This window comes from Streptomyces sp. NPDC004051 (genome assembly GCF_053604275.1).
Map to the genome: position 1 here is coordinate 99079 of NZ_JBSGHG010000013.1, position 19378 is coordinate 118456.

Genomic DNA, 19378 nt, shown 5'->3' on the forward strand with positions numbered 1-19378 from the left:
CTGAGCGGATGCCAGCCGTCGCAGCTGCCCGCGGACCGAGAAGGGCGCCGGGTTAGCAGGCAGCTCGCCTCACGTGCTGGCGGGCTGGTCATGAAGCGCCAGCCCGCCAGGAACCACCGAGTTCGGCAAGATGCCTGCGCAGTGCGCCGCGCTGCTCCTCAAGATCCTGCGAGGCGAGAGACAGAAGATAGACATTGTCTCGGTAGGGACGGAAACCCAGGCTCTCCCACCCCTGGGCGATTTTGGCGTTCACGCGGTCCCACTCGGCTCTGGCCGTCAGCCGATGGCTGCTGAGATCGGTGATGCCGGGCGAACAGGCGACGGCCCGGCAGCCGGTCATGAGCCGGGTGATCACCTCGCAGGCAAGCACGGCCGCGAGGCCGTGCCCGCGCCATGGCGGATCCAGCGTCACGCGATTCATGACGAGCAGCGCTGAGCCGACGTACTCCAGCCGTTCGCTGACTTCGTCGGTGAAGGAACCCGTCTCGGGATCAAGGAGGACCTGCGCGGTCTCGTACAGTTCCTCCGACTCCTCCTCCATGGCCCAGTAGGCGTTGCGGCCTCGGTCGAGGTGCACCCGGTAGAACGCCATGGAGCCGACGGCTACATCCTCGACTGTGCACGAGGAGCAATCAGCAGTCGCACACCCGCTGGAGCTGACCGGCTCGTGATGTTCACCATGGGCGCGTCGGCGGTGCAGGATGGCCACATTCCAGCACTCCAGCGCGTCAGCCTGGGGAGTGTCCCAGAGTCCATCGTCGTAGGAGATGCGCAGGTGTAGCTCGGAGGGGTCGCCCGGCAGCGGGGAGGGCTCGATCACGGCCGCAGCGTAACGAGGTGTCCGCGCGTTCGTGGATAACGGAGCCCCAGCTCAGGGCTGGCGTGCCCTCGCCCACGCCGAAGCGAGGAGTTCGTGCGCTGTGACCCGCGGTCCCCCACCGAGCTGAAGGCCGGCTGTTCCTCCTGACCCGTCCGCGGCAGCTCACCGCACACGCGCCACGGTGACCACGGCATGCCTCGTCGTCCCCGCCAGCACCTCGACGAGTAGTCCGGGCTCCGCCACCGTGAACGACTCGCCCCCGGCCGCCCGACCTCGCGCGGCCGGGGCAACGTCGACCAGCGCCGCCGCGACCTGCGCGGCCAGCTGCGCCCCGAGCCACTGAGACAATGCAACACGGCCGTCAGGCAACCGCACCGCCAGCGCCCGCGGCCGACCCGACGCCCCCGTGAACCCCACCACCTCCGCGTCGATCGTCTCCGCGTGTCTGACCTTCTTCCACGACGACGACCGACCCGCCCGGTACGGCGACCACCCCGACTTCGCCACCACCCCTTCCACACCTGAACCGGTCAGCGTCTCGCACCAGACCCGGGCGACCTCCACGTCTTCCGTCGCCGACACTGCCTGAATCGGCGACCCCTCCGGCAGCCCGGCCACCACGTCCAGCATCAAGGCGCGCCGCTCCTCATACGGACGACCCCGCACGTCCCCGGTGGGCAACGCCAGAACGTCCCACACGGAAGCGCGCGGGTTCTCGGGATCCTGAAGGGGCGACCGCTGAACCCGCACGTCGTCGCCGTGTTGAGCACAGGACCGAGGGCGGGTTCGACTATGCCAGGGGATGACGCGCAAGTTAGCGCGGCGGAGGGCGTCGGCGTACTGCGGCGGGGCCTGTCCACGGTGCGGTGAGCGCGGCGGCCACGGAGACGGTGGCCAGAAGGAAGAACAGTGGCTCGTAGCCGCCGAGCGGCACGGCCAGGGCGGCGCCGGCGAACGGTGCGAGGGCTGCCGCTGAGGTGGCCGGCGCCGCGAGGAATCCGGAGAGTCGGCCGTAGTGGGTTGCGCCCCAGCGGTCGGTGATGGCGGTGGCTTGGAGGAGGGTGAGGTTGCCGCGGACCATGCCGGCCACGATCGCCACGACGATGAGGAGGCCGTAGGGGCCGGGCGCGGCGGCGAAGGCGGCGGTGGTCAGTGCGCCGAGCGCGATGAGGATCGTGGTGCGGGCCGTTGCGGTGGTGCGGCGGGCGAGTGCGGCGTACAGGGTGCGGCCGAGGGTCTGTCCGGCGCCGCCGATGCCGAGGGCCCAGGCGGCCTGGCTGGTGGTGTACCCGCGTTCCAGGAGGAGCGGGACGAGAGCGACAACGACGGCGTACATCGCGAAGGCCGACAGGGCGAAGGCGACGGCGAGCAACAGGAACGGTCGGCTGCGACTGACTTCGGAAGCGTCGGCGGCCTTGTGGGCAGGGCTCGTTGGAGCCTCGGGCCAGGGTGCGCGCAGGGCCAGGGCGTGGGCCGGGATGGTGACGGCGGCGAGGATCACGGCGAGCACGAGGTAGGTGTGGCGCCAGGCCAGATGGTCGGCGAGGGTCGCGGTCAGGGGTGCGAAGACGGTGGATGCGAGCCCGCCGGCGAGGGTGACGATGGTCAGGGCCCGGATGTGGTCGGGGGCCCACCAACGGGTGAGGGCGGCGAACGCGGGCTGGTAGAAGGTGGCCGCCATCGCGAGCCCGGCCAGCGCCCAACCGGCGAAGAAGACCGGCAGGTTCGGGGCCGCGGCCACGATCAGCAGGCTGACGACGCCGAGTACGGATCCGGCGGTCATGACGGTGCGCGGGCCGCTTCGGTCGAGGATGCGGCCGACGCGCATTCCGGCGAGTGCGGAGACGACGAGAGCGAGGGAGAACGCCGCGGTGGTCGCCCCGGCCGGCCAGCCGGTCGCGGTGGTGATCTGGGGGTTGAGGACGGGGAATGCGTAGTAGACGATGCCCCAGCTCACGATCTGCGTGGCGCAGAGGGCGGGCAGGGCGGCGCGGGGTCGTGACCGGTCCCCTGTTCCGGTCGCGACCCCGCCGCCTCGGGTACTGAGGTTGGTCACGAGCCGCAGCAGCCGCCCGCCGGGACCTCCTCGGCAGCCGCGCCAACCGGGGCAGGGGCGCCGAGCTGGACGAGCTGCGGAGCGGGCGCGCAGCAGCCACCGCCGTCAGCCTCCTGAGCGTCGGGGGCGTCGAAGAGGCCGGCGCCGCCGCAGACTCCGGTCTCGGGGAGGGTGAGTTCGACGCGGTCGGCGGCATCGAGGTCACCGGCGATCGCGGCGGCGACGGAGCGGACCTGCTCGTAGCCGGTCATCGCCAGGAACGTCGGGGCGCGGCCGTAGGACTTCATCCCGACCAGGTACACCCCCGGTTCGGGGTGGGAGAGCTCGCGGTGGCCGTGGGGGTAGACGGTGCCGCAGGAGTGCTGGTTGGGGTCGATCAGCGGAGCCAGGGCCACGGGGGCCTGGAGGCGCTCGTCGAGGCCGAGGCGCAGCTCGTCGAGGAAGGACAGGTCGGGGCGGAAGCCGGTGAGGACGATGACCTCGTCGACCGGTTCCAGGCGGCGCCCGTCCTCGCCGACCAGGATCAGGCGGCCGTCGGTGTCGCGCTCGATCGCCTCGGTGCGGAAGCCGGTGACCGCGTCGGCGTGGCCCTCGTCGACGGCGGCCTTCGCCGCTAGGCCCAGGGCGCCGCGTGCGGGGAGCTGGTCGGCTTCGCCGCCGCCGAAGGTGGAGCCCGAGATGCCGCGGCGCAGGATCCACACGCCCTTCGTGCCCGAGCCGTCGTCGGACTTGGCGAGGTCGGCGAGGTAGGCGAGTGCGGTGAAGGCGGAGGCGCCGGAGCCGATGACGGCGGTGCGCTTGCCTGCGTACCGGGCGCGGACGGCCGGGTCCTTCAGGTCCGGGACGCGGTAGGTGATCCGGTCCGCGGCGGCCCGCTCGCCGAGCGCGGGCAGACCACTGCCGCCGGCCGGTGACGGCGTGGCCCAGGTGCCGGAGGCGTCGATGACGGCGCGGGCGAAGAGGCGCTCCTCGCGGCCGTCGGCATAAGCGACGTGGACGACGAAGGGCTGGGTCGCGCGGTCGGCGTCCACGATGCGGTCGCGGCCGGCTCGGGAGACGCCGGTGACGGTGGCGCCGGTGCGGACGCGGTCGCCGAGGACGTCGGCGAGCGGCTGCAGGTACTGCTCGGCCCAGTCGCCGCCGGATGGGTACGTAGCCGGGTCGGGCCTCATCCATCCGGTAGGGGCGAGGAGCTTCTCGGCGGCCGGGTCGACGACTTCACCCCAGGTGGAGAACAGGCGCACGTGGCTCCACTCGCGGACGGCCGCGCCGGCGCTGTCGCCCGCTTCCAGCACGAGGGGCTTGATGCCCCGTTCGGTTAGGTGGGCGGCGGCAGCGAGTCCGGCGGGGCCGGCTCCGATGACGACGACGGGGAGCTGCTGGGTGCTCATGATGCTCAGTCTCCTTGAGGGCGAAGGGGGTCAGCGCATGTGGGCGAGGGCGGTCAGCTGGGCGTGCTGGCGGCGTTCGGCCGCCCGGGTAGCGCTGTCGCTGACCTGGGCGCAGCTGTCGCAGAAGCTGACGCCGGCCAGGTGGCGGGTGGTGCGGCGGGCCCGGGCCGCGGTGAGCACGGTACGGAAGGCGGTGGTCACGACGACTCCTTGTTTCGATGTCTGTCGATACCTCGGAGCTTGCCACCGGTATCGACGAGTGTCAACATAGACGTATGTCGAAATAAGAGGTTGTGGAGTTGCCCGTCCTGCAGGCCGGCGACGTGGTGCCGTGCTGCCCGCCGATCACGGCCGGGGAGCTGTCCCCTGCGGATGCGGGGAGGATGGCCGCCATGTTCAAGGCGCTGTCGGACCCGGTGCGTCTGCGGCTGTTCTCCAAGGTCGCGTCCCATCCGGGCGGGGAAGCGTGTGTCTGCGACATCGCCGACGTCGGGGTCTCCCAGCCGACCGTCTCCCATCACCTGAAGAAGCTGCGCGAGGCCGGCCTGCTGACCTCCGAGCGGCGCGGTACCTGGGTCTACTACCAGGTCGCTCCGTCCGTGGTGGCGGCCATGTCTGCCATGCTCGACCTGCGCGCCTGACCGCTGCCCCGGGGCGGGCCTGCTGTCAGTCGCCGCATCCGGGCGGGCAGCAGCGCCGCAGGTATTCCTTGAGCGCGTCGAGGCGGCTCGCCATGGTGGCGCCGTCGGCGCGGTAGAAGACCTGCTTGCCCTCCTTGCGGGAGAGAACCAGGCCGCCGCGGCGCAGCAGGCTCAGATGCTCGGACGCGGTGGAGGGCTTGAGGCCGCATTGCTCGGCGATCTCCCCGACGGTCAGCTCGCGACTGCCTGCGAACTGCTGCATGACCAACTGGCGGGTCTCGCTCGCCAGGGCCTTGAGGAAGTCGGCCGTCGCCGGGTCGACCCCCTCGCTCGCCTCACCGCTCGCCGCCTCTGCTTCTTCGCGCCTCATATTTCGTCACTTCCCGAAACAACGTTATTTGCAGGAGAAGGTTCTCATGGAGCATCACGCCGACCTCATCGTCATCGGTGCCGGCCAGTCCGGTCTGGCCACCGCCGCCCTCGCCCCGCGCCATGGCTTCGCCCGCACCCTGGTCCTGGAGGCCGCCGAGCAGGCTGGCGGGTCCTGGCCGCGCTACTACGACAGCCTCACCCTGTTCTCTCCCGCCCGGTACTCCTCGCTGCCCGGCATGCGCTTTTCCGGTGACCGCGACCGCTACCCGACCAGGGACGAGGTGGTCGACTACCTGCGCACCTACGCCCGCCGGCTCGACGCAGAGATCCGCACCTCCACCACGGTCACCTCGGTGCTGCCCCGCGACGGCGTCTGGGCGGTGCGCACACAGGACGGTGCTGAGTTCACGGCGCGTACGGTCGTGGCCGCGTCCGGCGCCTTCCGCAGCCCGCACACGCCGGACGTGCCCGGAAGCGCTGAGTTCGCGGGGCAGTCGCTGCACGCCGCCGACTACCGCAGTCCGGAACCCTTCACCGGCCGGCGTGTTGTGGTCGTGGGCGGCGGCAACTCCGCGGTGCAGATCGCCGCCGAACTCGGCGCGGTCACCATGACGACGCTGGCCAGCCGCCGGCCGATCGGCTGGATGAAGCAGCGCCCGCTGGGCCGGGACGTCCACTGGTGGCTCACGCACACCCGCTTCGACACCGCCCCGCTGAGCCGGCTGCTGGAGAAGATGCCGGTGTCCGTCCTCGACGACGGCCACTACCGCACGGCTCTGGACACCCACGGCGTCGAACGGCGCGAGATGTTCACCCGCCTCACCCCGGACGGTGTCGTATGGGCCGACGGCACCAAGGAACCGGGCGACGCCGTCATCTGGGCCACTGGCTACCGCCTCACCTACCCCTACCTGAACGGCAGCGGCGCCCTGGACGCCGACGGCCGGCCCCGGCACCGCGGCGGCATCGCCACCGTCCCCGGGCTCGGGTTCGTCGGCATCGAGTTCCAGCGCAGCTTCTCCTCCAACACCCTGCGCGGCGTCGGCCGCGACGCCGCGCACGTCCTTGCCCAGCTCAGCCGCTCACGCTGACGTCAGCGTTCTCGGTCGCGCGGTTCCACTCCTCGCTGTAGACCTGGATCTCTTCCTCGGACAGGTCCAGGTAGCCGTGGACCCGCACCGCGCTGGTGTCCCACGGCCGCACCCCGTCGCGGCGCGGAGTGAGCAGGACCCCAAGCGTGGAGGACTCCTCAGCCCGGCCGGTACGCTCGGCAACCTCGTGGTGGCGCAGCTGCACGTACGCGGAGAAGGCGGCCTCGATGATGGGGTCGAAGCGGGTGGCCGCGCCCACGATGAACTGACGGGTGCCGTCCTCCTCGACCAGGCGCCTAAAGCGCCACTTGCAGTGTTCCTCGGGTACTTCTGGCACGTCACGGAGCATGTCCAGCAGCAGGTGCCCCCACTCGGCCCGGGCCGGCACCGGCAGCCGGTCGAAGTCGGACAGCACCGTGAAGCGGTCGCCCTCGGCCACCGAGTCGCGCAGGAGGCTGGTGGCCACGTCTTCGAGCATGATGCGGATCATGAGGTGGGCGTGAGTACCGTCGGAGCCGGCCGGTGCCTGCGGCAGCCGCGGTGTGGAGAACAGCGTGCCACCCGGACCGACCAGTTCGGTGTCGATGTCCTTGGGCGGCGCGGCGGCATCCGCGGCAGCCAGCTCGTAGAAGCGGACCGGCTCCTCGCCCAGCGGCACAGGCTCTTCGGCAGCTGCGCGGAAGAGGTAGTCGAGTACGGCGGTGGTGGAGCGCAGCTGGTCGAACAGGAAGTCCCAGTCGCGGCGGGTCAGCGCGATGGCAGGCATCCCGATCGGCTCCCAGGTGACCTGGGCGCCCTCCGGGACCTGGGGGTGATCCAGCAGGAACACCGCGACCCACTCGTATGTGTTTCCGTCGACCTGCAGCGTCCGGCCCCGGCCGTTGACCATGTCGGCGGGCAGCATGCGCAACTGCCGCACGGTGCCCTTGGCCTGGCTCATCGCCTTGGCCGCCACCTTCTGGATCCAGGCGACCTCCTGGGAATCCGGCTTGGGCTTGATCGTGCGCGCCTTGACCTGCACCACCGCGCCTCGCCTGCCGGAAAGCAGCAACCGGTCGCCCAGCTCCCGGCGCCCCGACCCCTTGGTGGCGTGATCGGCCTGCTGGAAGACGAAGTCCGGCATGCCCCACGTGGCCGCGGCGGTATGGGCGGCAGCCTCAGCGCCGGAGCCATGGTCGACGCCGGACGGCAGGGGCAGCGCCGGAGGTATCCGCCGCACGTAGGGCCCGTTGGGAGTCTCCACGATGAGGGTGAACGCGCTGGGGTCGTCGTCCTGGACGTAGCGCCACAGCTGAGAGGGAGGGGAAGTCGGGTCGGTCATGGCGCCCATTAGACGCCGCGCGACCCGGTCGGCGCGTGGGATTTGCCACTGCCCCTGAGCGCGACAGCAGGCCCAGCAGATGGTCTCTGCTATCCGTGCCGACCAGGTCGCCGGGTCAGGTGTTCAGCTGGCGTGCGATCTGAAGGGCGGTCTCCCGGGCAGGGCGGCCCACGCCAATGAGCGTGGCGGAGGCCGGGCCGGTCCAGTCGCCGTAGCCGAGCAGGTACAAACGCGGCTCGTCCAGCGCACGCGTGCCGTCGGTCGCGATGTGCCCGCGCGTGCCTCGGAGCTGGAGCGGGGCGAGGTGGGACAGAGCAGGGCGGAAGCCAGTGCACCAGATGACCGCGTCCGCCTCAGCGCGGGTGCCGTCGTCCCACCGGACGCCGTCGGCGGTGAGCCGGGTAAACATCGGCTGCGCGTGCAGGAGTCCGGCGTCGCGGGCAGCGCGTACGGGCGGCACGGCCACGATGTCGCCGAGCGAGGCGACGCCGCCGGCGTCGCCGCGGTCGGCGTCGAGAGCGCGGCGGCGGGCGGTGGCAACGTCGAACAGGGCGCGGCCGTCAATGTCGTCGGGCAGGAACCGTGGCGGGCGCTGGGTCACCCACGTGACGTCGACCTGGCCGTCCAGGGCGAGGTCGGCGGCGATCTGGGCGCCGGAGTTCCCGCCGCCGACCACGAACACGTGCTGACCCGTGAAGTCGGCCGGCGAGCGGTAGTTCACCGTGTGCAGCTGCCGCCCGGTGAACACCTCGCGGCCGGGGACCGCGGGCAGGAACGGCCGCGACCAGCTGCCGGTCGCGCTGATGACCGCGCGGGCCCGCCAGGTGCCGCTGTCCACCTCGGCCAGGAGCCGGCCTGCGTCGCGGCGTACGGCCTCCACGCGGGTGCCGTGCTGGACAGGCAGGTCGTAGCGCTTCTCGTAGTCGGCGAGGTAGTCCACCACGTGCCCGGCATCCGGGTAGGTCTCACCCGCCTGGGCGGGCATGAGCCGACCGGGCAGCGAGGAGTGCTCGGCCGGGGAGAACAGATGCAGGGAGTGCCACATGTGCTGCCAGGACCCGCCCGGCGCCGTGCCGGCGTCCAGGATCACAAAATCCAGGCCCTGGCGGCGCAGGTGGTAGCCGGCGGCCAGCCCTGCCTGGCCGCCGCCAACCACCACCACATCCGTGTGCTGCGTCACGGCGCCGTCGTCACCGCGTCGGCGGCGAACTTCCGTCGCCAGGCGAGCGCGACGTACACCAGGCCGATCAGCACCGGCACCTCGATGAGCGGGCCGACGACGCCTGACAGGGCCTGCCCGGAGGTGACGCCGAAGGTGGCGATGGCGACCGCGATGGCCAGCTCGAAGTTGTTGCCCGCCGCGGTGAACGCCAGCGTCGTGGTGCGGTCGTAGGCCAAGCCCAGGCCCTTGCCGAGGAGGAAGGTGCCGAAGAACATGACCGCGAAGTAGACCAGCAGCGGCAGCGCGATCCGGGCCACGTCCAGCGGCTGCGAGGTGATGGTCTTCCCCTGGAGGGCGAAGAGGATGACGATCGTGAACAGCAGCCCGTACAGCGCCCACGGGCCGATCTTCGGCAGGAACTTCTGCTCGTACTTCTCGCGGCCCATCTTCTGCTCGCCGATGCGGCGGGTGAGGAAGCCGGCCAGCAGCGGGACGCCGAGGAAGATGACCACGTTCAGCGCGATGTGCCAGACGGACACGTCCAGGCCCTGGCCGTCGCCGAGATTCATCCACCGGGGCAGCAGGTCGAGGTAGAGCCAGCCCAGCAGGCCGAACGCCAGGACCTGGAACACCGAGTTCAGGGCGACCAGGACGGCGGCGGCCTCGCGGTCGCCGCAGGCGAGGTCGTTCCAGATGATGACCATGGCGATGCAACGGGCCAGGCCGACGATGATCAGGCCGGTGCGGTACTCGGGCAGGTCCGGCAGGAAGATCCACGCCAGGGCGAACATCACCGCCGGGCCGGCGATCCAGTTGACGACCAGTGAGGAGACCATCAGCTTCTTGTCGCCGGTCACGCGGTCGAGCCGGTCGTAGCGGACCTTCGCCAGGACCGGGTACATCATCACGAGCAGGCCGAGCACGATCGGCAGGGAGATCCCACCGATCTCGATCTTCGCGAGCGCGTCGTTCATCCCCGGGACGAGGCGGCCCAGGCCAAGGCCGATGGCCATGGCGAGCAGGATCCACACCGCGAGGTAGCGGTCGAGGGTGGAGAGCTTCTTGACGATCGAGTCGTCCCCACCGCCGGCCGGAGCGGGGGCGGTGGTGGGCTCGGTGGAGGTCACGGGCAGGCCCTCTTGTTCTCGGCGGCGGTGCGGGCAGAGGCGGCGAGTTCGGCGAACTGCTCGGACAGGCCGGCCAGGACCTCGGGCTTGAGCTTGTAGTAGGTGTAGCGGCCGCAGGGCTCGGTCTCCACGATCCCGGCCTCGCGCAGCACCTTCATGTGGTTGGACAGGTTGGTCTGCTTGGCTCCGGTCTCCTCGACCAGGTGCGTCGTGCAGAGCGTCTCGCGCGCCAGCAGGGTCACGATCTTCAGGCGGAGCGGATCGCCCAGCGCCCGGATCACATCAGGATCGACTGAAGTCAGCATGCGCTGATACTCTCACATCATCATCCGCTGATACCAGCGGGGGCTGAAGTCATTGGCGGCTGGGTTCCGCCGTGCGACGAGAGAGAACGATCACCATGGCCGACAAGCCGTCCGTCCTGTTCGTCTGTGTCCACAACGCCGGCCGCTCCCAGATGGCCGCCGCGTGGCTGACCCATCTGGCCGGCGACCGCGTCGAGGTCCGCTCCGCCGGCTCCAACCCCGGCGATCAGGTCAACCCGGCCGCCGTCGAGGCCATGGCTGAAGTCGGCATCGACATCTCCAAGGAGACGCCGAAGATCCTTACCATCGACGCGGTCCGCGAGTCGGACGTGTGCATCACCATGGGCTGCGGCGACACCTGCCCCGTCTTTCCCGGCAAGCGCTACCTGGACTGGAAGCTCGAGGACCCGGCCGGCCAGGGCGTCGAGGCCGTGCGCCCGATCCGCGACGAGATCAAGACCCTGGTCGAGGGTCTGATCGCCGAGATCGCCCCGGCGAAGCCGGAGACGACGGCGTGAGCGAGATACGCGAGGTCGTCATCATCGGCTCCGGCCCCGCCGGATACACCGCCGCCCTCTACGCCGCCCGCGCCCAGCTGAGGCCCCTGCTGTTCGGCAGCTCCATCTTCGTCGGCGGATCGCTCACGACGACGACCGAGGTGGAGAACTTCCCCGGCTTCCCCGAGGGCGTCGACGGGCCGGTGTTGATGGAGAACATGCGGGCCCAGGCCGAGAAGTTCGGCGCCGAGATGATCGACGACGACATCGTCGAGGTGGACCTCACCGGTGACATCAAGCTGCTCACCGACTCCGCGGGCACCGTGCACCGCGCGAAGACGGTGATCATCGCGACAGGTTCCGGCTACCGCAAGCTCGGCCTGCCGAACGAGGAGGAGCTGTCCGGCCGGGGCGTCTCGTGGTGTGCGACCTGCGACGGGTTCTTCTTCCGGGACCGCGACATCGTCGTGGTCGGCGGCGGCGACACCGCCATGGAGGAAGCCACCTTCCTCACCCGCTTCGCCCGCTCGGTCACCGTCGTCCACCGCCGCTCCACCCTGCGCGCCTCCAAGGTCATGCAGGACCGGGCCTTCGCCGACGACAAGATCTCCTTCGCCTTCGCCTTCGACAGCGAGATCGCCGAGATCAAGGAGAAGGACGGCATGGTCGGCGCCGTGATCCTGCGCGACGTCTTCACCGGCGCCACCCGCGATCTGGACGTGACGGGCCTGTTCATCGCCATCGGCCACGACCCGCGCACCGAGCTGTTCACCGGCCAGGTCGACCTCGATGCCGAGGGCTACATGAGGGTCGCCGCCCCGTCGACGCGTACGAGCCTGCCCGGGGTGTTCGCGGCCGGCGACGTCGTCGACCACACCTACCGCCAGGCCATCACGGCCGCGGGCACCGGCGCGGCCGCAGCGCTGGACGCCGAGCGCTACCTGGCCGCCGGGGGCGCGGGCAAGACTGAGAGGGCGACGGAAGCCGTCCCGGCCTGAGTGACATCCGCGCGCGGGACCGTCCGGATGTTCCAGACAGCCCCGTTGCTGTCGTTGTCGTGCCATGCCAACGTCGTGCGTGGCGGTTTTCGCCGGGTTGCCGATCGGAGCGCCTCAGCTTCAGCGGATTCGCGGCAGTGCTTTGTCCGGGTGCGCCGTGTGCACGTACTTCACGGCGGCCCTGGGGTAGATGCCAAAGAGCCGTACGAGGCAGATTGGGTCGGCCGTCTCGCGGGCTTCGTCGAGCACGCGGTCGGTCCACAGCTGGCAGGGCAGGAGCCCGATTTGGTCGAAGACTGAGCGCATGCCGGTGTAGCTGATCTGCGGGCCTGCCGGATGCCGGTAGGTCTGGGCGGTGACGAGCAGGTGGGGGTTGGTGGCCCGGGGCCAGCGGGTGCGTCGTTCACGCAGCCAGTCGGCCACCAGCCGGGTGCTCAGGTCGTCGAGGTAGACGATGTGGATGCGTAGGCCCCGCCGTACCGCGATGGTCCGGTTCTTCAGGTTCACGTCGGTCAGCAGGAGCCGGGCCACCTCAACGGCGCGGATGGCGACCAGGCCGACGATGAGGCGGGAGCGTGTGAACTGCAGCAGTTCCAGACGAGACGGAGTATCGCTCACACGTTCGATTGTAGAGGGGAGGTTTTCAGACACCGAGGCCCCCACACCCGGGAGGACGCTGTTGGCGGTCGCCAACAGCGTGTCCAGCTGGGGCTGCGGGGGCTCCGTGTAGTGAAGAAGGGGGGTGCAGTCAGCTCCCGGTGGAGTCTTCTGTGTGGCTGTCGGTGCGACTGCGGCGTGCCACGGCGAGGGCGCCTCCACCGGCCACGATCAGAACGGCCGCTCCGCCGATCAGCCACGGCGTGGCGTCAGCACCGGTGTGGGCGAGGGAGCCCGTCGGCGTCTTCGGTGTGGAGTCGCCGACCGGGGTGGCAGCGATGGTGGAGGAGTCGGGTTCCGGTGTGTCGCTATCCGACGCGGACGGCGTGGCCCTCCCCGTACCGCTGTTCGGCTTGCCTGGGCTGGAGGAGGGGGTGTCGGTGGGCGTGTGCGTGGGCTTGCCCGAGGGTTCGGGCTTCGGGGTGGTGGTGGTCTTGGCGTTGGTGACGGTCACGGTCACCGGGCCGCCGGGACCAGCGGTGAACGTCTTGGTGGGCTTGTACAGGTCGTAGCCGACAGGGGCTTTGATCTCCTTGACCCAGAACTGGGTCTTCCGGCTCGACATGGGCAGCTCTCCGGAGGCCGTGCCCTTGGCTCCCGTGGTCAGGGTGAGCAGCGTCGAGGTGCCGGTGCCGATGTTCACGGTCGCGCCGGGCAGGAGCTTGCCGGTCTTGTCGTCCTTGGCCTGCAGGAGGACCTTGGCGGCCTTGAACGGGTCGGTGATCGTCAGCCGTGTGGTCGCGCCCGGGGTGACGATGACGTCCTGGTCGGCGACGACCTCGTGGAGCGGGCTGCCGGAGGCCGTCTCCTTGAGCCGGTAGACGCCGGGCGCTAGGTCGGAGAAGGTCAGCTTTCCCTGTGCGTCGGTCTTCCCGTGTCCGGCTTCCTGGCCGGCGGAGTCGAGCAGCAGGAACACGGCGCCGGGCAGGGCGTCTCCGGCCGTGTCCTTGGTGGTGATCTCGACGCTGCCCGCGTCCGGGGCCGGAGTCTCGGCGGGGGCGGCGGAGGCCGAGGGGCTCGGTTCGGAGGGCTCGGCGCTCGCGGCCGGCGCCCAGGTGAGGGTGCCGGCCGCGGCGACGGCGATGGCGGCGGCGAATCGGACGAGACGTGCGTGCACGAGGAAGAAGACTCCTTGATCGGTCGGGGTCAGCGGGTGCGGCCGGTCGTATGGCCGGTGGGTGGTATCGCAGGGGTCGGACGGTTGAGTGGCTGCGGAGCCCCAGCGGGTGCGACGTAGAGGTGACGACGGGTATGGAAAGGGATGTGTTTCACGGCCCGGTGCAGCGGTTCGGTGGAGATCAGCGAGGCGGTGAAAGCCGCGGCGAGGGTGGTGGGCGCGCCGGCAGAGAACCGGGCCTGCCAGTGCGGCTCGCTCGGGTATCCGCCCCAGGCCCGCCAGACCGGGCCGTCGGAGCCGGTGGTGGCGTACCGGTGGCGCACGCCGCCGAGGCCGTCCGGTGGGAGGAAGGTCTGTGTGCCGTCCGTTTTGACGCTGTGGCTCTAGCCGTGGGTAAGGAGCGGCGTGTACACCTCGTGCGGGGCCGTCGCGTCCTCGAACAGGTGGTTCTGGTCGCTGTGGCGGTCTTCGACGTACAGGTCGAGCAACTCGACGTGGACGTCGCGCAGGAGTTCGGCGGGGGTGGTGGCATCGAAGGTGATCTCCCAGGCCCGCGGGCCGAAGGGGACACGGTCCATGCCGATGGTCCACGTCCCCTGGCCTCGCTCCTCGGGTTTGGGAGCGAAACGGGTCCACAGCCGGGCGCAGGGGCTGATGGCGAACGCCATCCCTTCGAGCCCCTGGTGAAGGTACCAGCCATCGTCGCAGGGGAAGGCCCAGATCGTCTTTAGGTCAGCCTGGCCGGGACCGGCAAGGTGACGCGGGAGAACCCTCACGGTCTGGACAGGGTCGAGATCCTTGAAGGGGTCGGGAGGCGGATCGGGCAACACGAGGAGATGCTCCTGCTGGGTAGCTGGCGCGGGTGCGGTGCGCGGGGATCGGGAAGAGGCTCAGCGGGTGCGGGCCGCCCCGGCGGGGGCGACTGGCGGGGCCGGAGTGCTGCGCGATGTGCGGCCAGCCGCTCGCTTGGGCGCGGAGGCGGCCCAGGCGCCGGGAAACCAGACGGCCGTGTACTGCTCGATGGCATCGCGCAGCCCGGTGGTGACGGCCCCGTCCCACGGCGGGCGGCCGGGGCGGTGGTAGGTGTCGAAGGTGCCGTACTGCTTGGTGTTCGGACGGGTGTGGGTGGCTTCGTCGCGGCGGTGGAAGGTCCCGTGGTCCGCGAAGCTGAGTGCCACCGCGTCGATCTCGCCGCGGTCCGGGTGGACGACTGCGACACGCAGCCCGCCGTAGGTGTCCGCGTGGATGGTGCGGGTGAAGTCGATCCGCAGCCGTAGCGGCGTGCCCGGGACGGGAGCGGCGTAGTAGGTGTTGCCCACGACGGCGTGGTCGTGGAAAGGGAGGCACAGCTCGGTGAAGAACTCGGGGGCCTGCAAGGACACGAGGGTCTCCGGTCGGAGTTGGGCTGGGGTCAGCGGCGTGGGCCGGGCAGGGCAGCTCGGCTCGTGGTGCTCCAGCGCGGGACGCTGGCCGCGGGAAGCGCGGCCGGGCGGCGGGACGCGGCGGCCCGCCGGACGTCGAGCGGGGTGGGCGATGGCGGACTCGGCGGGAGAATCGGGGAGAGCTGGGCGTGGCCCTTGACGTAGCTGTAGCTGTCATCCCGCCATCGAGGCAGGGGTACGGGGTCGGCCACGGCTTCGGTCACGGCCCGCAGAAGGGCGGCGGGGGTGTCGGTGCTGGCCGTGGCGTACCAGAAGGGCCGGGCTGAGGAGGTGCCGGCCCACAGGTGCCAGCGAGCGTCGCGGGTGTCCAGTTCGATCGCCGGGTCGAGGTCGCCGGTGGTGTACTCCAGCGTGGCCAGACCGTCGGGTGCGGTGATGGCGAAGGTGCTCGAGTCCGGGCGGTCGAGCTGCCAGCCGTGGTTGATGAGTGGGGTGACGGCCAGGAACGGGTTGTGGTCGGCGCTTCCGTCGAGCGGCCGGACGAGGTAATGGGCCGGGCCCTGCCGGTACGCCTCGGCGAGGGCGGTGGTGAAGGCGGTGACGAACCGTTGACTGAACTAACTCCAACATTTTCGCAGGTCAGATAGCCTTTCTGCTAGCTTCCGTGGATGCTTGGACGGGAACCCGAGAGGGAGTTAGCAAGCCTCGTGCTGCCCGAGGCCGGACAGCTGGCGGAGACAGGAGATCGATGGAGACCGTTTGTCCTCCTGGACGCGGACGGTGTCGAGATCGAACCTGTGGCCGCCTTCTTCGCGGAGCTGCTGGCTTGTGACAAGTCAGCAGCCACGATCCGGTCATACGGAATGGATCTGCTGCGTTGGTGGCGCTTCCTGTGGGGCTGGGGGATTGCCTGGGATCGTGCAGACCGGTCGGACGCTCGGGACTTCGCCCGCTGGATGCAGATCGCGAACAAGTCCGCACCGCTGCACTGGCGCCACCCACGGGCCATCCAGACGGAGACAACACCAAAGCCAGTACGAGAGCAGCTGCCGCCCGGAGCCCCCAATCCGATCACAGGAAAGTCGTCCCCAGGGCCGAGATACGCGCCGACAACGCGAGCGCACTGCGAGACCGTCCTGCGGGCCTTCTACGACTTCCACCTCTCCGAGGGAACCGGCCCGATCCTGAACCCGTTTCCACTGGATCGCTCCCGGCGCCATGGCAGGGCACACGCTCACCACAACCCTGACGAGCGGTTTCGCCACGAACGACAGGGCCGCTACCGGCCGGCCATCCCCAAGCGAGCGCCTCGGCGGATCCCCGACGCGATGTTCAACGCGCTCTTCGCCGCGCTGAAGCACGACCGTGATCGAGCTCTGCTGGCGTTTTGGGTCTCCAATGGGGCTCGTGCTGAGGAACTGCTCACCCGTCGGCAACGCGACGCGCTGCCCGGCCAACAGGTCCTGGGGGTGGTCCGCAAGGGGAGCCGGGCCTATCAACAGCTTCCCTGCTCAGCCGACGCTTTCGTCTGGCTACGGCTCTATCAGGAGAGCGCCTGGCGGGCAGGGGTCCCCCGCGGACAGAACGAGGGGCTGTGGTGGACGTTACGCCGCCCGTGGCGTCCCCTGAACTATCCGGCGGCCCGTGCGATGTTCAACCGGGCCAACAGCTTGCTCGGTACAAACTGGACTCTCCACGATCTTCGACACACCGCCGCCTATCGGCTGGCGAGGGATCCGAAGATGCCACTGACCGACGTGCAGTGGGTGCTCGGCCATGCACACCTGTCGACGACACAGCTCTATCTTCCGGCCGACCGGGACGAGGTGATCGAACACGTTCGAGCACACCATGCCCGACGGGCCAAGTCCGCCGAGGGGGTTCCACCGCCACCGGCGGCCGGTTACAACCCTGAATCCCTCAACAACCTCTTCGGGACCGCCTGGTGACACCTGCAGAGACGATGTCCGTCGCGACGCATGTCGCACCTCCCACGTCCCTGAGCCTGGCCGGAGAAGCATTGAGGGCCGTCGCCCTGCGCTTCCCGCCCAGACCTGCCGAGGACGACTGGGCGGCCACGGCAGGCACGCAGGCCGACATCCTGGCTCGTCTGCAGCAGCCTCCCTTGCGGCCGGCGGACGTGAGGCACCACCGAGCCCGGATCCGCGGAGCTCGCCAAATCTTGCAGTGGCTGGACACCTTCCCCGGGGCCACCTGGCAGCAGCGGTGGAACGCCAGCCCCGCCAGCACACGTCCTGGCAACGACTGGGCGCGGTTGGCACCCGGCTGGATCGGAACCGCCGCGGGCCCCTCGCAACGGCAGACCTTGTCCGGCGGGCTACTGAGTTTGATCTGTGCAGACGTCATCAGGCCAGCCCTCCCCTGGCTGCTTTCGCGAACCTCAGCCAACATGACCAGCCTGCGGATCGGGCTCATCCCTACCCGTGACCCGGAAGGATTCTCCCAGCTTGAAGCGATGATCGAACCTGCTACATGGTCCTCCAACGTCGGGCGCCATGCCCTGCACGCGCTGGTCAAGATCGTTGCCGCCAAGGGCGGCACCTTGGCCGACATCACCGTCGGCGACGCCGTGGAGTATCTCGCCGCGCTCAAAGCAGCGAACGACAAATCCCGCGGCTACACCCTCTTCTATGCCTGGCTGAGGGAGTTGGGCACCCTCCCTGCAGAAGCACCCAGCTCGCTGCGCTACCTGGCCAACACCAGTGGGCAGGTATCGATGGAACAGCTCATCGACCGGTTCGGCGTCCGCTGCCGCCCCATCAGAGATCTTTTGGTGGACTACCTCAAAGAGCGGCAGCCCGGTCTCGACTACACGTCCCTGAACAATTTATCCCGGCACTTGGCCAGCAACTTCTGGGGCGACCTGGAACAGCATCATCCGGGAATCGACTCTCTCCACCTGGCACCCGAGGTGAGCGCGGCCTGGAAGCAGAGATGCCGGACCCGCATCGAACGGCGCCGCCAGCCAGACGGCACAGTGCGTGAAGTGGTGACCGCGCGCGTCAACGTCGCCAGCATCATGATCTCTGTGCGGGCGTTCTATCTCGACATCGCCCAGTGGGCCATCGACGAGCCGGCGCGCTGGGGGCCCTGGGCGGTGCCGAGCCCGATCAAGGACGCGGATGTCGCCGTCGTGAAGGACAACAAGCGGCGCAAAGCCCGGATGGACCACCGGACGCGGGAACGGCTCCCGGCTCTGCCTGCCGTCGCCCGAGCGGCTTCATCATGCCTGAACGAGGCCAAAGCCCGACTCCAGGCGCTGATGGACACCCCGCCAGGCGACCATTTCACCTTCGCGGTCGACACCTTCGCGCGAGCAGCGAAGGACGGAACGACCTGGGCGGTGAACATGGCCACCGGCCGGCGCATCGACCTGGCCCTCGCGGAAAGCCGCGCGTTCTGGGCCTGGGCAATGGTCGAGTTTCTTCAGCACACCGGGGTCCGCATCGAGGAAATGCTGGAGGCCAGCCATCACAGCCTGATCCAATACAGGCTGCCCACGACCGGCGAGATCGTCCCCCTCCTGCAGATCGCGCCCTCCAAAACCGACGAGGAACGAGTCATCCTGGTCAGCCCAGAACTCGCCGACGTACTGAGCGCGATCATCGCCCGTATTCGCGACTCGCGCACCGGTGCCGTCCCCTACGTCTCCAGCTATGACATGGCTGAGAAGACCTGGAACCCGCAGATGCCACTGCTCTTCCAGTGGCGCCGCAGCGGCGAGAGCTCCCGCCTCTCCCCGAAGTTCTTGCGTGAAGCGCTCCAAGAAGTACTGGCGTCCACGAACCTCACCGACTCGGCCGGACAGCCCTTGGATTTCTCGCCCCATGACTTCCGGCGGATCTTCATCACCGACGCCATCCGCAGCGGCCTTCCCCCGCACATCGCGCAGGTCATCGCCGGGCACACCAACATCAACACGACCATGGGGTACAACGCCATCTACCCCAGCGAGGCGATCGAGGCGCATCGCGCGTTCATCGCGCGGCGCCGAGCGCTGCGTCCCAGCGAGGAGTACCGAACCCCAACCAACGAGGAGTGGGACGCCTTCCTCGGGCATTTCGAGCGACGCAAACTGTCCATCGGGATCTGCGCTCGCGCATTCGGCACTCCATGCATCCACGAACACGCTTGTATTCGATGCTCCATGCTCCGACCGGATCCGGCTCAGAGACACCGCCTCGTCGAGATTCGCGACAACCTGATCGCCCGAATCACCGAAGCCGAACAGGAGGGATGGCTCGGTGAGATCGAAGGACTCCAAGTCAGCCTCGCCAGCGCAGAGGAGAAGCTCACCCAGCTCGATGCAGAGCAAGTCCGTCAACGCCAAGTGATCGATCTCGGCATGCCGCGCTTCAGCCAGATCGCGACACGAATCAGTACGGCAAGAGGACCTTCAAGTTAGTCGAGCCTCATCCAC

Annotated in this window: 19 protein-coding genes and 3 pseudogenes; 6 read left to right on the forward strand and 16 right to left on the reverse strand. The window is 69.6% G+C overall.

Annotated features, from left to right (window positions below):
• Positions 1–88 precede the first annotated feature (88 nt).
• The 5 genes and pseudogenes from ACWEQO_RS16525 to ACWEQO_RS16545 all read right to left on the reverse strand — a co-directional run bounded on the left by ACWEQO_RS16525 (position 89) and on the right by ACWEQO_RS16545 (position 4468).
• Positions 89–820, reverse strand: a complete 732-nt coding sequence (locus tag ACWEQO_RS16525; protein ID WP_452983565.1) for a hypothetical protein — start codon at positions 818–820, stop codon at positions 89–91.
• A 162-nt stretch (positions 821–982) separates the two neighbouring features.
• The gene (locus tag ACWEQO_RS16530; protein ID WP_452983568.1) at positions 983–1570 is read right to left on the reverse strand and encodes an ATP-dependent DNA ligase; all 588 of its coding nucleotides are present in this window, start codon (positions 1568–1570) and stop codon (positions 983–985) included.
• 64 nt (positions 1571–1634) lie between these two features.
• Positions 1635–2732, reverse strand: a pseudogene (locus tag ACWEQO_RS16535) (MFS transporter); the annotation flags it as partial.
• A 140-nt stretch (positions 2733–2872) separates the two neighbouring features.
• Complete coding sequence (locus ACWEQO_RS16540; RefSeq protein ID WP_452983571.1) at positions 2873–4267, reverse strand: FAD-dependent oxidoreductase; 1395 nt, start codon at positions 4265–4267, stop codon at positions 2873–2875.
• Positions 4268–4297: 30 nt separating this feature from the next.
• The gene (locus ACWEQO_RS16545) at positions 4298–4468 is read right to left on the reverse strand and encodes a hypothetical protein (RefSeq protein WP_452983574.1); all 171 of its coding nucleotides are present in this window, start codon (positions 4466–4468) and stop codon (positions 4298–4300) included.
• A gap of 98 nt (positions 4469–4566) precedes the next feature.
• Between ACWEQO_RS16545 and ACWEQO_RS16550 the strand changes: the two genes are divergently transcribed.
• Positions 4567–4908, forward strand: coding sequence for an ArsR/SmtB family transcription factor (locus ACWEQO_RS16550; RefSeq protein WP_452983577.1), 342 nt, complete (start codon positions 4567–4569; stop codon positions 4906–4908).
• Between the two features lie 25 nt (positions 4909–4933).
• Here ACWEQO_RS16550 and ACWEQO_RS16555 read toward each other — a convergent pair whose 3' ends face one another.
• Positions 4934–5278: an ArsR/SmtB family transcription factor gene (locus ACWEQO_RS16555; protein ID WP_452983580.1), complete on the reverse strand. Its 345-nt coding sequence runs from the start codon at positions 5276–5278 to the stop codon at positions 4934–4936.
• 46 nt (positions 5279–5324) lie between these two features.
• Here ACWEQO_RS16555 and ACWEQO_RS16560 point away from each other — a divergent pair, with 46 nt between their 5' ends.
• Complete coding sequence (locus ACWEQO_RS16560) at positions 5325–6371, forward strand: flavin-containing monooxygenase (protein WP_452983583.1); 1047 nt, start codon at positions 5325–5327, stop codon at positions 6369–6371.
• Here ACWEQO_RS16560 and ACWEQO_RS16565 read toward each other — a convergent pair.
• The 4 genes from ACWEQO_RS16565 to ACWEQO_RS16580 all read right to left on the reverse strand — a co-directional run bounded on the left by ACWEQO_RS16565 (position 6355) and on the right by ACWEQO_RS16580 (position 10286).
• Complete coding sequence (locus tag ACWEQO_RS16565; RefSeq protein ID WP_452983586.1) at positions 6355–7692, reverse strand: hypothetical protein; 1338 nt, start codon at positions 7690–7692, stop codon at positions 6355–6357. The genes ACWEQO_RS16560 and ACWEQO_RS16565 overlap by 17 nt on opposite strands.
• 115 nt (positions 7693–7807) lie before the next feature.
• Positions 7808–8872: an ArsO family NAD(P)H-dependent flavin-containing monooxygenase gene (locus ACWEQO_RS16570; protein WP_452983589.1), complete on the reverse strand. Its 1065-nt coding sequence runs from the start codon at positions 8870–8872 to the stop codon at positions 7808–7810.
• Positions 8869–9981: an ACR3 family arsenite efflux transporter gene (gene arsB / locus ACWEQO_RS16575; RefSeq protein WP_452983592.1), complete on the reverse strand. Its 1113-nt coding sequence runs from the start codon at positions 9979–9981 to the stop codon at positions 8869–8871. The genes ACWEQO_RS16570 and arsB overlap by 4 nt, the downstream gene beginning before the upstream one ends.
• Positions 9978–10286: an ArsR/SmtB family transcription factor gene (locus ACWEQO_RS16580; protein ID WP_452983595.1), complete on the reverse strand. Its 309-nt coding sequence runs from the start codon at positions 10284–10286 to the stop codon at positions 9978–9980. Before ACWEQO_RS16580 ends, arsB begins: the two co-directional genes overlap by 4 nt.
• A 95-nt stretch (positions 10287–10381) precedes the next feature.
• Here ACWEQO_RS16580 and ACWEQO_RS16585 point away from each other — a divergent pair, with 95 nt between their 5' ends.
• Together ACWEQO_RS16585 and trxB are read left to right on the forward strand one after the other, a co-directional pair.
• Positions 10382–10804: an arsenate reductase ArsC gene (locus ACWEQO_RS16585; RefSeq protein ID WP_452983598.1), complete on the forward strand. Its 423-nt coding sequence runs from the start codon at positions 10382–10384 to the stop codon at positions 10802–10804.
• Entirely contained in the window at positions 10801–11781 is a 981-nt protein-coding gene (gene trxB / locus ACWEQO_RS16590) for a thioredoxin-disulfide reductase (RefSeq protein ID WP_452983601.1), read from the forward strand. Before ACWEQO_RS16585 ends, trxB begins: the two co-directional genes overlap by 4 nt.
• A gap of 120 nt (positions 11782–11901) precedes the next feature.
• On the opposite strand, the gene ACWEQO_RS16595 is transcribed toward trxB, so the two are convergent.
• The 6 genes and pseudogenes from ACWEQO_RS16595 to ACWEQO_RS16620 all read right to left on the reverse strand — a co-directional run.
• The gene (locus tag ACWEQO_RS16595) at positions 11902–12399 is read right to left on the reverse strand and encodes a hypothetical protein (protein ID WP_452983604.1); all 498 of its coding nucleotides are present in this window, start codon (positions 12397–12399) and stop codon (positions 11902–11904) included.
• Positions 12400–12529: 130 nt separating this feature from the next.
• Positions 12530–13555 (reverse strand): SpaA isopeptide-forming pilin-related protein, encoded by a 1026-nt coding sequence (locus ACWEQO_RS16600; protein WP_452983607.1) that lies wholly within the window; start codon positions 13553–13555, stop codon positions 12530–12532.
• A gap of 29 nt (positions 13556–13584) precedes the next feature.
• A pseudogene (locus ACWEQO_RS16605) lies at positions 13585–13884 on the reverse strand (DUF317 domain-containing protein); the annotation flags it as partial.
• Between the two features lie 54 nt (positions 13885–13938).
• Positions 13939–14223, reverse strand: coding sequence for a DUF317 domain-containing protein (locus ACWEQO_RS16610; RefSeq protein ID WP_452983610.1), 285 nt, complete (start codon positions 14221–14223; stop codon positions 13939–13941).
• Between the two features lie 222 nt (positions 14224–14445).
• Positions 14446–14937 (reverse strand): hypothetical protein, encoded by a 492-nt coding sequence (locus ACWEQO_RS16615; protein ID WP_452983613.1) that lies wholly within the window; start codon positions 14935–14937, stop codon positions 14446–14448.
• Between the two features lie 29 nt (positions 14938–14966).
• Positions 14967–15542: pseudogene (locus ACWEQO_RS16620) on the reverse strand (DUF317 domain-containing protein); the annotation flags it as partial.
• A 102-nt stretch (positions 15543–15644) separates the two neighbouring features.
• Here ACWEQO_RS16620 and ACWEQO_RS16625 point away from each other — a divergent pair.
• Together ACWEQO_RS16625 and ACWEQO_RS16630 are read left to right on the forward strand one after the other, a co-directional pair.
• Positions 15645–16886: a tyrosine-type recombinase/integrase gene (locus ACWEQO_RS16625; RefSeq protein ID WP_452983616.1), complete on the forward strand. Its 1242-nt coding sequence runs from the start codon at positions 15645–15647 to the stop codon at positions 16884–16886.
• 461 nt (positions 16887–17347) lie between these two features.
• Complete coding sequence (locus ACWEQO_RS16630; RefSeq protein WP_452983619.1) at positions 17348–19363, forward strand: tyrosine-type recombinase/integrase; 2016 nt, start codon at positions 17348–17350, stop codon at positions 19361–19363.
• Positions 19364–19378: the final 15 nt, after the last annotated feature.